General features: G+C 71.0%; 13 protein-coding genes and 1 tRNA gene. 7 read left to right on the forward strand and 7 right to left on the reverse strand.

Features of this window, described 5'->3' with window-relative positions:
- Positions 1-63: 63 nt before the first annotated feature.
- From VHA72_RS00825 to dcd, 6 genes are all read right to left on the reverse strand, one after another.
- On the reverse strand, positions 64-951 hold the full coding sequence (locus VHA72_RS00825) for a siderophore-interacting protein (RefSeq protein ID WP_325572544.1): 888 nt from the start codon (positions 949-951) through the stop codon (positions 64-66).
- Positions 951-1,754 (reverse strand): ABC transporter ATP-binding protein, encoded by an 804-nt coding sequence (locus VHA72_RS00830; protein WP_325572545.1) that lies wholly within the window; start codon positions 1,752-1,754, stop codon positions 951-953. The genes VHA72_RS00825 and VHA72_RS00830 overlap by 1 nt, the downstream gene beginning before the upstream one ends.
- Complete coding sequence (locus VHA72_RS00835; protein ID WP_325572546.1) at positions 1,751-2,755, reverse strand: FecCD family ABC transporter permease; 1,005 nt, start codon at positions 2,753-2,755, stop codon at positions 1,751-1,753. The genes VHA72_RS00830 and VHA72_RS00835 overlap by 4 nt, the downstream gene beginning before the upstream one ends.
- Positions 2,756-2,804: 49 nt before the next feature.
- Positions 2,805-3,767, reverse strand: coding sequence for a FecCD family ABC transporter permease (locus VHA72_RS00840; protein ID WP_325572547.1), 963 nt, complete (start codon positions 3,765-3,767; stop codon positions 2,805-2,807).
- A complete protein-coding gene (locus VHA72_RS00845; protein ID WP_325572548.1) occupies positions 3,764-4,804 on the reverse strand; it encodes an iron-siderophore ABC transporter substrate-binding protein in 1,041 nt (346 codons plus the stop codon). Before VHA72_RS00845 ends, VHA72_RS00840 begins: the two co-directional genes overlap by 4 nt.
- A 140-nt stretch (positions 4,805-4,944) precedes the next feature.
- The gene (dcd, locus tag VHA72_RS00850) at positions 4,945-5,520 is read right to left on the reverse strand and encodes a dCTP deaminase (RefSeq protein ID WP_325572549.1); all 576 of its coding nucleotides are present in this window, start codon (positions 5,518-5,520) and stop codon (positions 4,945-4,947) included.
- A 55-nt stretch (positions 5,521-5,575) separates the two neighbouring features.
- Between dcd and VHA72_RS00855 the strand changes: the two genes are divergently transcribed.
- The 5 genes from VHA72_RS00855 to VHA72_RS00875 all read left to right on the forward strand — a co-directional run bounded on the left by VHA72_RS00855 (position 5,576) and on the right by VHA72_RS00875 (position 9,853).
- Positions 5,576-6,337 carry an SGNH/GDSL hydrolase family protein gene (locus VHA72_RS00855; RefSeq protein ID WP_325572550.1) on the forward strand — a complete coding sequence of 254 codons (762 nt, stop codon included), beginning with the start codon at positions 5,576-5,578 and terminating at the stop codon, positions 6,335-6,337.
- A gap of 28 nt (positions 6,338-6,365) precedes the next feature.
- Positions 6,366-6,441 (forward strand) — tRNA-Gly (locus VHA72_RS00860).
- A 208-nt stretch (positions 6,442-6,649) separates the two neighbouring features.
- The gene (locus VHA72_RS00865) at positions 6,650-8,023 is read left to right on the forward strand and encodes a C39 family peptidase (protein ID WP_325572551.1); all 1,374 of its coding nucleotides are present in this window, start codon (positions 6,650-6,652) and stop codon (positions 8,021-8,023) included.
- Positions 8,023-9,147 carry a hypothetical protein gene (locus VHA72_RS00870; protein ID WP_325572552.1) on the forward strand — a complete coding sequence of 375 codons (1,125 nt, stop codon included), beginning with the start codon at positions 8,023-8,025 and terminating at the stop codon, positions 9,145-9,147. Before VHA72_RS00865 ends, VHA72_RS00870 begins: the two co-directional genes overlap by 1 nt.
- A 73-nt stretch (positions 9,148-9,220) precedes the next feature.
- Positions 9,221-9,853 (forward strand): DUF2461 domain-containing protein, encoded by a 633-nt coding sequence (locus tag VHA72_RS00875; RefSeq protein ID WP_325572553.1) that lies wholly within the window; start codon positions 9,221-9,223, stop codon positions 9,851-9,853.
- Between the two features lie 9 nt (positions 9,854-9,862).
- On the opposite strand, the gene VHA72_RS00880 is transcribed toward VHA72_RS00875, so the two are convergent.
- A complete protein-coding gene (locus VHA72_RS00880; RefSeq protein ID WP_325572554.1) occupies positions 9,863-10,315 on the reverse strand; it encodes a nuclear transport factor 2 family protein in 453 nt (150 codons plus the stop codon).
- A 209-nt stretch (positions 10,316-10,524) separates the two neighbouring features.
- Between VHA72_RS00880 and VHA72_RS00885 the strand changes: the two genes are divergently transcribed.
- A complete protein-coding gene (locus tag VHA72_RS00885; protein ID WP_325572555.1) occupies positions 10,525-12,387 on the forward strand; it encodes an acyl-CoA dehydrogenase in 1,863 nt (620 codons plus the stop codon).
- Positions 12,388-12,537: 150 nt separating this feature from the next.
- Positions 12,538-13,377, forward strand: an 840-nt coding sequence (locus VHA72_RS00890; RefSeq protein ID WP_325572556.1) for a family 43 glycosylhydrolase, incomplete at its 3' end; no start/stop codon positions are given.

The raw sequence follows: 13,377 nt of genomic DNA on the forward strand, positions 1-13,377 counted from the left end.
GAAATGTCACTCGAAGCGCAAAGCATCACGGTGACACTTTGGAAAGGCGGGCGGCTCGCGAGCTCAGGCCCGCATCGCGACACCCTGGCGCCAGTAGCCCATGAACGCCACCTGACGCCGGGGCAGCCCGAGCTCGCCCACCAGGTGGCGGCGCAGCGTGGTGACCATCCCGGCCTCGCCCGCGATCCAGGCATAGCGCCCGTCGCCGGCCCCGCTCTCGAGCGGCTCGCCCGAGGCGGAGTACGTCGGGGTCTCCCAGGGCAGCTCGTCCCCGGCCACCGGCACGGGTGCGGGGGCGGTCGCGGCGAAGCCGAGATGCGCCGAGACCGCTGCGACCACCGGCTGCCCCACCGGCCGGTCGCCACGCGGCAGCCAGGTCACCTCGATCCCCTCGGGGGCCGGCAGGTCGCAGATGTCCTCCGCGCACGGCACCTCGACGAAGACCGCCCCGCGCGGCCCGGACCGCAGGTCCCGCAGGATCTGGCCGATGGCGGGCAGGGCGGTCTCGTCGCCGACCAGGAGCAGCCGCTCGGCCGCGCCCGGCTCGAACTCGATGCCGCCTCCGGCCACGCCCCGTCGCGGCACCACCGCGAGCAGCTCGTCGCCGACCGCGGCCCGCTCCGCCCAGCCCGAGCCTGGCCCGTGCGCGCCCGGGTGCAACACGAAGTCGACCAGCAGCGTGGTGGCGGCGCCACTGCCGCGCACCCCCGCGATCGTGTAGGTCCGGATCGCGCCGCGGGTCTCCTCCGGCAGCGCGAGATAGTCGCTCCACCAGGTCGACGCCGACAGCCGCGGCAGGCCGGCCGACCCGGGGAAGAGCAGCTTGATCCGCTGGTCGTAGAGCGGGCCGTCGACGCCGAAGTCGGCCAGATCGGCCCCGCCGAGCTCGATCCGGGCGAAGGACGGGGAGGTCCGCTCCACCGAGCGCACAGCGACGTGGGCGAGGAGCATCAGGACGCCTCCTGTGTGGTCGCCAGCATCCGCCGGCCCAGCGGCACCACCATCGGGGTCGCCGTGACCGGGTCGGGCACGACGCGGCAGGCCAACCCGAAGACCTCCTCGACCAGGCCGGCCGTGACGACCTCGGCGGGCGGTCCGGCGGCGAGCACCCGGCCGGCGCGCATGGCGATCAGGTGGTCGGCGTACCGGCAGGCCAGGTTGAGGTCGTGCAGCACCATTGCGACGGTGGTGCCGCGCTCCACCAGGTCGGCGAAGAGGTCCAGCAGCTCGATCTGGTGCGCCAGATCCAGGTAGGTGGTGGGCTCGTCGAGCAGGAGTACGTCGGGCTGCTGGGCGAGTGCCAGCGCCACCCAGACCCGCTGCCGCTGACCGCCGGAGAGCTCGTCCACCGGCCGGGCGGCCAGGTCGGCGGTGTGGGTGAGCTCGAGTGCCTGCGCCACGGCGGCGTCGTCCGCGCTGGTCCAGCGGCTGAGCGGTCCCCGGTGCGGCACCCGGCCCCGGCCGACCAGGTCGACGACGCTCACCCCCTCGGGCGCGACCGGGCCCTGCGGCATCAGGCCGAGCACGCGGGCGACCTGACGGGTGGGCAGCCGGTGGATGGCCCGGCCGTCGAGGAGTGCGGCGCCGGCGCCGGGCCGCAGCAGCCGCGCCATGCCGCGCAGCAGCGTCGACTTGCCGCAGCCGTTGGCGCCCACGATCACGGTCATGGCGCGCTCGGGGATGGCGAGCGTGACGTCGTCGACCACGGATTGGTCGCCGTACCCGAGGGTGAGGCCGGCGGTGGTGAGTCTCATCGGGTTCTCCTCGTGAGCAGCCAGAGCAGGAAGGGGGCGCCGAAGGCGCCCGTCACCACCCCGACGGGGAGGTGTGTGTCGGGCAGTGCGTACGCCGCCAGATAGCTGGCGCCGAGCATGATCGCGGCGCCGACCAGGGCCGCGCCGAGCAGCGTGGTGCGGCCGCGGTTGAGCGCCCGCGCGATCGGGCCGGACGCGAACGCCACGAACGCGACCGGCCCGGCGGCGGCCACGCCGAGCCCGGCCAGCAGCACCGCGAGGCCGAGCAGTACGTCGCCGCGACCCGCCGGCACCCCGAGCCCGGTGGCGATGTCGGGGCCGAGCTCGAGCGCGCGCTGGGCCCGGGCGGTCAGCGCCACCAGCGGCAGCAGCACCGCCAGCGCGACGGCGAGCAGCCGCACCGTCGGCCAGTCCGCGGACGAGACGCTGCCGGTCAGCCAGCGCAGCGCGAGCTGGGCGTCGTACTCGTCGGCACGGGTGAACAGGTACTGGATCACCGCCAGCAGGCCGGCCGCCGAGGTCACCCCGACGAGCACCAGCCGGTAGCCGTCGTCGCGCCCCGCGACCAGCCTGATGCCCACCGCGACGGCCAGCGCGCCGGCGATGCCCAGCCCGCTCAGCGCCAGCCCGGACCAGCCGCACACCACGATGCCGACCACCCCGGCCGCACTCGCACCGGCACTGATCCCGAGCATGTCGGGGCTGGCCAGCGGGTTGCGCAGCGTGCCCTGGAAGGCCGCGCCCGAGGTGCCGAAGGCGAGTCCGACCAGCAGCGCGAGCAGAGCCTGGGGCAACTTCGTCTCGCGCAGGATGAACGTCGCGCCGGGGATCTGCCGGCCGCCCAGGATCGCCAGGAAGTCGGGGAAGGTGATGATGTAGTCGCCGCCCAGCACGCACAGCAGGAACAGTCCGATGACCGCGGCACCGAGCGCGGTGGCCAGAGCGGCCAGCCGGCGACGGGGGCGGCGACGGGCGGCACGCACCGCCGCGATCGCGCTCATCGGGGTCCCCGTCTGGAGCGGAGCGACGCGAGCATTCGGATGGGGTGGTTCACAGTCGCACCATCCGGCCGCGGCGCAGGAACCACGCGAAGACGGGTACGCCGAGGACGGCGGTCATGATGCCCACCTGCACCTCGGTCGGCGGCAGGACGACCCGGCCGATCGTGTCGGCGAGCACGACCAGGACGGCGCCGTAGACCATCGCGAGCGGAAGCACCCGCGGGTAGGAGCCGCCGACCGTGGCGCGGGCGGCATGTGGGGCGACCAGGCCAACGAACGCGATCGGCCCGGCCAGCGCCGTTGCCGTACCGGCGAGGAGGATCACCGCCAGGCCGAGCACCGCTCGGTCGACGGCGGTACGCCGCCCCAGCCCGCGGGCCAGGTCGTCCCCGAGCGCGAGCACGTCGAGGGTGCGGCCGCGGGCGAGCACCAGCGCCGCACCGAGGAGAAGCATCGGCAGGCCGGTCAGCACCACGTGCCAGTCGCGGCCGCCGATGGTGCCGACCTGCCAGCCCCGGAAGACGTCGAACGTCTGCTGGTCGGTGAGCAGCACGCCGCTGGTCCAGCTCGCCACGCCGGCCGAGAGCGCCGCGCCGGCCAGGACGAGCTTGCCCGGCGTGGCGCCGCCGCGCCCGGCCGAGGCCAGCCCGTGCACCACCACCGCGGCGACCGCCGCACCGGCGAACGCCCAGCCGACGTACGCCTCCAGCGAGCTGACCCCGAAGGCCGAGACCGCTATCACCATCGCCAGCGAGGCACCCGAGCTGATCCCGAGCAGCCCGGTGTCGGCCAGCGGATTGCGGGTCAGCCCCTGCAGACAGGCCCCGGCCAGGCCGAGCGCGCCGCCGACCAGGACGCCGAGCGCGGTGCGCGGCAGCCGGGTCTCCAGGATGGCCTGGCCGGCGCTGCCGTGGTCCCATAGCGCGCTCGGCGCCACCATCCGGGAGCCGACCAGGATCGAGGCGACCGCCGCGAGGGCGAGCACCGCGAGCGGGGCGACGTACTGCTTCACTGACCGTCGACGGCCTTGACGAGGTTCGGCACGAAGTGCGCCACCGCGTAGGGCACCGACAGCGGCGTCGGCACGCCGGCCGCGAGCGAGGCGGTGTTGTCGGTGGCCGCGAACATGTGCCCGCTCCTGATTGCCGGGATCTGACCGATCAGCTTGTCCGAGCGGTACGTCGCGGCGTCACTGTCCTTGACCGCGTAGGTGACCAGCACGTCCGACTTCAGCTCGGCGGCGCGCTCGGCGGAGATCTGGCCGTAGAACACACCCTGCGGCGCGATCTTCTCGATGATCGGCGCGTTCTTCATCCCGATCGAGGCCAGGAACCTCGGGCGCTCGTCGTCGGGCGTGTAGTACGGCACCTGGGAGAGGTCGGTGGTGGCCAGCGCCGCCCAGATGAACGTCTTGCCGACGATCTGCGGGTACTGCTGCTTGACCGCGTCCAGCTCCTGCGTGGTGGTCTGCTCGAGCTGCCGGGCCTGCGCGGTGCGACCGAGCGCCTCGGCGTCCATCTCGAGGGAGTCCTGCCAGGTGGTCTCCCACGGGTCCTTGGGGTAGGCGACCACCGGTGCGATCTTCGAGAGCTTGTCGTACTGCGCCTTGGTCAGCCCGGAGTAGGTCGCGAGGATGACGTCGGGCGCCAGCTTGGCGATGTCGTCGAACGGGATCGCGTCGGTCTGGTCGAGCAGCGTCGGCTCCTGACCGCCGAGCTGCTTGAGCTTCGCGTCGAACCACGGCGTGGTGCCGTGGTCGTTGCCGCCCCAGGTGACCTTGCCGATGCCGACCGGCACGACACCGAGCGCGAGCACGTTGTCCGGGTCGCTGCTGCCGATCGCCACCACCCGCTGTGGCGCCTTCTCGATGGTGGTCTCACCGAAGTGGTGCTTGATGGTCACCGGGAAGGCGCCCTGGTTCGCGACCGCCGACGTCGATGGAGACGTGGCGCTGCCGTCCTTCGCGCCGGACGGGCCGGTGGAGCAGGCGGCCAGCGCGGTGGCCGCCAGCGCGAGGGCGAGGACGAGAGCAGGGGTACGACGAGTCATGGCTCGCCTCTCTGGTTAGGCAACGCTTACTAAGGCAAGCCTAACCACACTCTCAACGGGGGCCGCAAGGGGCCCGGAATGCGGAAGGCCCGCCGGGCGTCGCGAGTTCGCGACGGCCGGCGGGCCTCTCGGCGCCGAGGTCAGATCGGAGTGCGATGGAAGTTCTGGAAGCTGCGCGAGGCGGTCGGGCCGCGCTGGCCCTGGTAGCGACTGCCGTACTTCTCCGACCCGTAGGGGTGCTGCGAGGGCGAGGTGAGCCGGAAGAAGCAGAACTGCCCGATCTTCATCCCGGGGTAGAGCCTGATCGGCAGGGTGGCGACGTTGGCGAGCTCGAGGGTGACGTGCCCGGAGAAGCCCGGGTCGACGAAGCCCGCGGTGGCATGGGTGAGCAGCCCCAGCCGGCCCAGCGACGACTTGCCCTCCACCCGCGCGGCCACGTCGTCGGGCAGTGCGATGGTCTCGTACGTCGATCCCAGCACGAACTCGCCCGGATGCAGGATGAACGGCTCGTCGCCCTCGGTCTCCACCTGACGGGTCAGGTCGGACTGGTCGACGGCCGGATCGATCGCGGCGTACTTGTGGTTGTCGAAGACCCGGAAGAAGCGGTCCAGCCGTACGTCGATCGACGACGGCTGCAGCATCGTCTCGTCATAGGGATCCAGGGTGATCCGGCCGGCCTCGATCTCGACCAGGATGTCCTTGTCACTCAGCAGCACGCGCTCAACCTACCCGGTGGTCTCCGCGCGCGGCCGCCGTCGCAGAATGCGGATCATGGCCTTCACCTCCTACGTCGCCCTCGGCGACTCCTTCACCGAGGGAGTCGGCGATCCCGACCCGGCCCGCCCCAACGGACTGCGCGGCTGGGCCGACCGGGTCGCCGACGTACTCGCCGGTCAGGCGCCGGGCTTCCGCTACGCCAACCTCGCCATCCGCGGTCGCAAGCTGCCGCAGATCATCGCCGAGCAGGTGCCGGCGGCCGTGACCCTGGACGCGGCACTGGTCTCGATCCACGGCGGCGGCAACGACGTGCTGCGGCCCAGCGTGGACGTCGATGCGCTCGCGTCGTCGTACGACGATGCGATCGGTCGGCTGGCCGCGAACGGCGCCCAGGTCGTCATGTTCACGCTGCCGGACACGCGCTCCAACCAGGCGTTCAAGATGGTGCGCGGCAGGTGCGCGCTGTTCAACGAGTTCATCCGCGAGATCGCCGATCGGCACGGCGCGGTCATCGTCGACATCTGGCGCGACCACGACTACGACCGGCACCACTTCCTCGACAAGGACCGGCTGCACTACTCCCCCGCTGGCCACCAGATGATGGCGATGCGGGTGCTGGACGCGCTCGGCGTCACCCACCAGCTGAGTGCCTACCCGATCACCGCGCGGCCGCCGCTGACCGCCCGCGAGCGCCGGGCCGAGCACCTGGAGTGGACCCGCAGCTTCCTGGTGCCGTGGATCGGGCGACGGCTCACCGGCCGCTCCTCGGGTGACGGGATCAACCCGAAGTACGCCGACCTCACGTCGCTGCGGTAGCATCCTCACCGCCCGCGACCGCGGGCATGCGGATGTAGCTCAGTTGGTAGAGCGCAACCTTCCCAAGGTTGATGTCGCGAGTTCGAGCCTCGTCATCCGCTCCATTCCGCTCGCTCCCCAAAGTGTCACCGTGACACTTTGCGTCACCGGTGACACATGCCAAGTGTCACTAACCGCCCGAAGTGTCACCGTGACAGTTTGGGGCGCCGGCCCGCGCCGCCTGCTGTGTGACTCCTGTGGCAGTTGCGACATCTGTGATTTCGGGAGACAGTGGATCCGCAGAATCGCTTCCCCAAGCACTCGGAGTCAGCCATGCGCCGCCGCCCTCGTCCTCGCACCATCGCCATCGGTGCCCTCATCGTGCTGCTCGCCGCGGCCCCGTTCGTCCCGCGCGGCGGCGGCGACCACGGCGTGATCTCGCCCTCCGGCGACCGCCCGCACTACGTGCCGCGGGCCGCCGAGGCCGCCGGATACAGCAAGGTGACACCGGCGATGAAGGCCGAGATCGCCCGGGTGGTCGACTCCACCCCGCGCACGCTGCCGCGGATGGCGGCGGGCCGCATCCCGACCGGGGTGGTCGACGGCCTGGTCAAGTGCGCCGACTTCGACGGGCAGCGTTACTGCCTCGGCCAGGGCTGGACGACCGAGACCGAGCAGCAGGTCCAGGCGCGGGTCGCCGCGGACGTCGCGCCGCTCACCGGCCGCCGCGCCACCAAGGCGAAGAAGGCCCGCAACACCGGTGACCTCTCCGAGACAGCCGAACTCAAGCGCCTCGCCCGGATGTCGCCCGCGGCCCGCGCCAAGGCCGAGACCAAGGAGCTGACCCAGGCCGCCCGGGCGGTGGCGAAGGTCTGGCTGATCCGGCACGAGATCCAGGGCGTGCCCCTGCCCGCCGACTTCCTGGCCGAGCACCCCGAGGCCCGGACCACCGCCTCATCCGCCGCGGGTCGGGTGGACACCAATGCGGTGGCCGCGCCAGCCGCAGCCACACCGTCGGTCTCCCCGACCGTGCTGCCCGTCGGCGCCGGCGCCCCGACCACCGCCGCCCCCACCACGACCGCGCCGGCCCCGGTGACGGCGACCACGACCGCCCCGGCGGCACCGTCGGTGCCGACGACGTACCCGGTCAAGGCCAAGATCCTGAAGAACAAGCAGACCGCCGAGCAGATCCGCACCTACTGGTGCGGTCCCACCTCGATGCAGATGATCACCTGGGGCTGGAAGCAGAAGGACAAGGGCGCCGCGCACTGGGCCAAGAAGCTGGGCACCACCACCGCGGGCACCGCCATCACCTCGATGGTGCGGGTGGTCAACAACTCGACCGGCTGGGACAAGCCGACGTACGCCGGCCCCTACACCGTCCTGGACGTGAAGAGCTTCACCTCGGCGCAGTTCTTCGCGCTGATGCAGAAGCACATCGCGCAGTACCGCGCGCCCGTCATCCTGCACCCGCTGCTGCTGACCCGATACTTCCCCTACCTGGACCACAACGGCGGCGGTCACTTCCAGGTCGGCCGCGGCTACAAGACCAACAAGCACGGCACCCAGATGGTCGGCTACTTCGAGCCGTGGAACCAGCAGCGCTTCCACCCTTCCGAGCCGTTCATCGCCCGGGTGCAGTGGGCGCCGGCCTCGCGTGAGCTCGCCGCGATCAAGGCGAACTCGCTGCACAACATCGGGGTCTGATGCGCCGGCTCACCCTCGCGCTGGCGCTGGCCGGGGCGCTGCTCCTGACCGGGTGCAGCCACCACGACGACCAGCCCGGCCAGGCGGCCTCGCCCGGGGACCAGCCGACGCCGTCGGCACCCTCGACATCGGCCTCCGCACCGGCCTCCAGCACGCCGCCGTCGACGCCGGCCGCCTCCGGCACGAGTACGGCGCAGGCCACGCCCGCCCTGCTCGACTGGAAGCCGCTACCCGGCTCCACCGAGGACTCCTCGATGACCAACGGCAGCTGGGTGCTGACCGTGGGCCAGCAGGGCGGCTGGTGGTCGCTGGCCAAGGGCGGCGGCGGGAAGCACGTCCAGGCGCCGGCCGGCCTCGCGGTCGCCAACCAGTTGCTCGACGCCGACTGGGCAGTGGTGGTCTACCAGGATCCCAACGGCGAGAAGCCGGAGCGGGCCGTGGTCACCTCGCTCGCGGACGGGTCGACGTACATGCTGGACAAGAGCAGTCCGCTGCCGCCGTCGAGTGACGGCTCGTGGGCGCTGCGCGGCTCGACGCTCTCGTATGCCACCGACCACGGCAAGGACTACTGCCTCGCCACGACCGACCTGGGCACGAAGCAGGCCACGCTGGGCTGGTGCGCGGCCCCGCAGCACGGCTTCTCCAGCATCGTCACCGGACCGAGCGGCACCGCGATGCTCACCTTCGACTCCGGCCAGCCCTCGTGCCGCACCGTGGTCACCGTGTCCGGAACCCAGACGACGCCGTTCCCCGGCGTACCCGCCTGCAAGGGCGCACAGGGTGCGCTGCTGCCCTCCGGATCGGTGTGGAGCGTGGTGCCGAACGAGCACCAGTACCAGCGCGTGCACGTCTACGCGACCACCCCGGGCGGCGTGGTCGACCTCGGCACGGGCACCAACAGCACGATGACGGTCTGCGGCGACTCGGTGTTCTGGTCACGCGACGCGCAGGGTCAGGGCGGGCCGGCCGACCTGATGCGCTGGGACGGTTCGAAGCTCACCGTCGCCTATCAGTCCCACGCCGGCTCGGCCTTCCTCGGCGTACCGCTGTGCGCCGACGACGTGCTCAGCATCTTCTCCTCCGCCGACGGTGGCGACGAGCAGGTCTCGGCGCACGTGTCGTGACGAGTCGTGAGTCGCGCCCCGGCATGGGCAGGTGCAGGAACCGACTCACAACCGGCTCTGCGACGATGGCGGCATGACCTTCGAGGGGTTCCCGGTCGCCGCACTGGACTTCTACGACGACCTCGAGGTGGACAACACCCGGTCGTTCTGGGAGGCCCACAAGCACGTCTACGTCGAGTCGGTGCTCGCGCCGATGAAGGCGCTGTGCGCGGCCCTGGAGCCGGAGTTCGGACCGGCGAAGATCTTCCGGCCCTATCGGGACGTGCGCTTCGCGAAGGACAAGACCCCGTACAAGACCCATCAGGGCGCGTTCGTCGGGGTCGCGTCCCACACCGGCTACTACGTCGAGCTCTCGCCACGCGGGGTGCGGACCGGCGGCGGGTGCTACTGGTTCGAGCCGGAGCGGTTGACCGCCTTCCGGGCGGCGATCGTGCATGACACGTACGGCGCCGAGCTGGAGCGACTGCTCGCCACCGCCGCATCGGCCGGCTACGAGCTCGGCGGCGAGCGCCTCAAGACGTCACCGCGCGGCTACGCCAGGGACCACCCGCGCATCGAGATGCTCCGGCACAAGTCGCTCACCCTCGGCCGCTCGCACGGCTTCGAGCCGGTGATCCACACCCCCGAGCTGCTCGACCTGGTCCGTGACGACTGGCGCGCGGTCTCCGCGACGGTCGACTGGATCGCCCGGCACGCGGCCGCCTGAGGACCCGCCTCAGGCCGGCTCGGTGAAGGTCGCCATGGTCCGGTCCGGTTCCCAGTAGGCCCTCATGGAGGTGACCCGGCCCGCGTCGTCGACGACGTACACCATGATCAGGTCGGTCACGGTGAACGAGCCGTCGGGGAACGACGTCTTGATCCGGCCGATGTTGGCGCAGGTGTTGGAACCGGGGTTGGCGAAGGAGTCGTTGATCTCGAACGCGAACGACGCGATCGGCGCGATCGCCTGCTCCCAGAACGCCGAGATGCCCGCATGCCCGTGGTGGCCGCGCCCCTCCGGGTCGAACATCGACGGCCCCACCGGATCCTCCAGGACCGCGTCCTCGGCGTAGACGGTCAGCCACTCGGCCAGGTCGCCCTTGGCGACCGCGGCGTAGGACCGCTGCGACGCCAGCCGTGCCGGGTGCGGATCGTTGGGGGCGTTCCAGGTGATCGCATCTGCCGTCATGCGACAAATATAGAACACGTTCTACGTTGCCTGCGGCGGCCGCGGCCCACCGCCCGCCGCGCCGCGCCCGCTCCGGACCGGCAACCTCACGCCACCCCCGCTTGCAGGCGGCAGAACCCGCTCCTATCATTAAAGTTACCGGCCAGTAGCAGCCCCGATGAGGCGCGGCCAATCCGTCGACACCGACACGACCAATAGAAGGTGGAGCAGTGAGCCACTACAAGAGCAACCTGCGCGACGTCGAGTTCAACCTCTTCGAGGTGTTCGGCCGCGACAAGGTCTACGGCACCGGCCCGTTCGCCGACATTGACACCGACACGGCCAGGGAGCTCCTCGCCGAGATCGAGCGCATCTCCCGTGAGGACCTCGCGGCGTCGTACGAGGACAGCGACCGCAACCCGCCGGTCTTCGACCCGGCCACCCACACCGCGCCGATCGCGTCCGAGGCCTTCAAGAAGTCCTACCAGGCCTGGATGGACTCGGGCATGTGGGCGATCCAGACCCCCGCCGCCATCGGCGGCCAGGACGCCCCGGCGTCGCTGGTGTGGTCCGCCGCGGAGTTCATCCTGGGCGCCAACGCCCCGATCTGGATGTACGGCGCCGGCCCGTTCTTCGCCTCCGTCGTCTACAAGAACGCCAACGGCGTCGAGCGCGACCTGAAGATCGCCAAGCACATGGTCGAGCGGCTGTGGGGTGCGACCATGGTGCTGACCGAGCCCGACGCGGGCTCCGACGTGGGCGCCGGCAAGACCTTCGCCACCCCGAACGAGGACGGCACCTGGAACATCTCCGGCGTCAAGCGCTTCATCACCAGCGCCGAGTCGGACCTCCAGGAGAACATCATGCACCTGGTCCTCGCCCGCCCGAAGGGCGTCGAGGGCATCGGCGGCCCCGGCACCAAGGGCCTCTCGCTCTTCCTGGTGCCGAAGTACCACTTCGACGTGGAGACCGGCGAGCTCACCGGCGAGCGCAACGGCGCCTACGTCACCAACGTCGAGCACAAGATGGGCATCAAGTCCTCCAACACCTGTGAGGTCACCTTCGGCGACCCGCAGGTCGGCGGCGGCGAGCCGGCCCGCGGCTGGCTGCTCGGCGAGGTGCACGACGGTATCCGGCAGATGTTCGACGTGATCGAGAACGCCCGGATGATGGTCGGCACCAAGGCGATCGCCACGCTCTCTACCGGCTACCTCAACGCGCTGGAGTACGCCAAGAGCCGCGTCCAGGGTGCCGATCTGACCAACTCCGCCAAGACGGCCCCGCGCGTCACCATCACTCACCACCCCGACGTCCGTCGCTCGCTGATGGTGCAGAAGTCCTTCTCCGAGGCGATGCGCGCACTGGTCATCTACACCGCGTGCTGGCAGGACGACGTCCTCGCCTCCCGGGCGGCCGGCGAGGAGAACAAGCTGGCCGAGGCGGTCAACGACCTGCTGCTGCCGATCGTCAAGGGCTACGGCTCGGAGCGGTCCTGGACCCTGCTGGGCACCGAGGCGCTGCAGACCTTCGGCGGCTCCGGATTCCTGCAGGATTACCCGCTGGAGCAGTACGTCCGCGACGCCAAGATCGACTCGATCTACGAGGGCACCACGGCCATCCAGGGCCAGGACTTCTTCTTCCGCAAGATCGTGAAGAACCAGGGCCAGGCGCTGGGCCACATCGCCGGCGAGGTGAAGGCGTTCCTCGAGGCCGAGGGCAACGGCGAGCTCAAGGAGAGCAAGGCCCTGCTGTCCACCGCGCTGGAGGACGTCAACGCCATCGCGGGCCACATGTTCAACGACCTGATGGCCTCGCAGGAGGACATCAACAACATCTACAAGGTCGCCCAGAACACCTCTCGCCTGCTGCTCGCCGTCGGCGACGTGGTCTGCGCCTGGCTGCTGCTGCGGCAGGCCGAGATCGCTCTCGACAAGCTGGCCGGCGACCCCGGCAAGGACAAGGACTTCTACCTGGGCAAGGTGGCGGCCGCGAAGTTCTTCGCGTCGTACAACCTGCCCAAGCTGTCCGCCGAGCGTGCGATCGCCGAGGCGGTCGACAACTCGATCATGGAGCTGCCCGAGAGCGCCTTCTGACGCCTCGCCACCGCGCCCCCGACGTCCGCGTCGGGGGCGCGGTGTCATTTCACAGGCACTCACAGGCTCGCAATGCCGAGGATTGGGGCGCGACGCAGTTAACCTCAAAGCCCGTTTTGCCTTGTCGAAGACGTCGAACGAAAGAGACCCATGCGCCCCGACCTGCCCGGATCGCCCCGCACGGGCCGGTTCCACCGGCGCCTCGCCGTCGCCGTCGCGCTCGTGCTCGCCTTCATGGTGCCGGCCGCGTTCGCGATGAAGCCGATCCCGCTTGACTGGAAGCACACCGTCGGCGATCCGAGCGTCCTCAAGACCACGAAGAAGTACGTCGTGGTCGCCACCGGAGCCAAGGTCAACCGGGCGCTGTCCAAGGACGGCAAGGTCTGGAAGTGGAAGTCGTCGGCGCTCGCGGCGTTCCCCAGCTGGGCCAAGCCGAACGGCGGCGACATCTGGGCCGCCGACATCGCCAAGGTGGGCAGCAAGTACCTGCTCTACTTCGCCGCCCCGGTGAAGGGCAAGACGGTCAGCAGCCGGTGCATCGGGGTCGCGACGGCGACGAAGGCCAACGGGCAGTTCTACCCGATCCCGGGCCCGCCGCTGGTGTGCCCGACGTGGTCCAAGCTCGGCGCGGAGGACCAGGTCGCCGATGTCGTCGAGCCGTCCACGCCGCCGAGCCCCACCGCGACGCCGAGCGATTGCCTCACGCCGACCGAGTCCCCCACCCCCGGCGACGGCGACAGCAGCCCCGGCGACGGGGCCAGCACTCCGTCGGACGGACTGCCGACGGTCTACCCGACGCCCGACTGCGGGCCGTCGACGCCGCCGGCGCCGGTGACGAACTCCTGGGTCATCGGCGCGATCGACCCGTCGCTGTTCGTCGACACCGACGGCACGCCGTACCTGCTCTACAAGACCGACGGGAAGCCCTCCTCGATCCGGATGCTGCCGCTGAGCGGCGACGGCCTGCACGCCGCACCGGGCGCGACCAGC

Source organism: Nocardioides sp. (assembly GCF_035547795.1).
GTDB lineage: Bacteria > Actinomycetota > Actinomycetes > Propionibacteriales > Nocardioidaceae > Nocardioides.

Excerpts from the sequence above, each read along its gene's own strand:
- VHA72_RS00825 (WP_325572544.1), bottom strand. The coding sequence starts at position 951 with ATGCTCCTCGCCCACGTCGCTGTGCGCTCGGTGGAGCGGACCTCCCCG.
- VHA72_RS00830 (WP_325572545.1), bottom strand. The coding sequence starts at position 1,754 with ATGAGACTCACCACCGCCGGCCTCACCCTCGGGTACGGCGACCAATCC.
- VHA72_RS00835 (WP_325572546.1), bottom strand. The coding sequence starts at position 2,755 with ATGAGCGCGATCGCGGCGGTGCGTGCCGCCCGTCGCCGCCCCCGTCGC.
- VHA72_RS00845 (WP_325572548.1), bottom strand. The coding sequence starts at position 4,804 with ATGACTCGTCGTACCCCTGCTCTCGTCCTCGCCCTCGCGCTGGCGGCC.
- VHA72_RS00855 (WP_325572550.1), top strand. The coding sequence starts at position 5,576 with ATGGCCTTCACCTCCTACGTCGCCCTCGGCGACTCCTTCACCGAGGGA.
- VHA72_RS00865 (WP_325572551.1), top strand. The coding sequence starts at position 6,650 with ATGCGCCGCCGCCCTCGTCCTCGCACCATCGCCATCGGTGCCCTCATC.
- VHA72_RS00870 (WP_325572552.1), top strand. The coding sequence starts at position 8,023 with ATGCGCCGGCTCACCCTCGCGCTGGCGCTGGCCGGGGCGCTGCTCCTG.
- VHA72_RS00875 (WP_325572553.1), top strand. The coding sequence starts at position 9,221 with ATGACCTTCGAGGGGTTCCCGGTCGCCGCACTGGACTTCTACGACGAC.
- VHA72_RS00880 (WP_325572554.1), bottom strand. The coding sequence starts at position 10,315 with ATGACGGCAGATGCGATCACCTGGAACGCCCCCAACGATCCGCACCCG.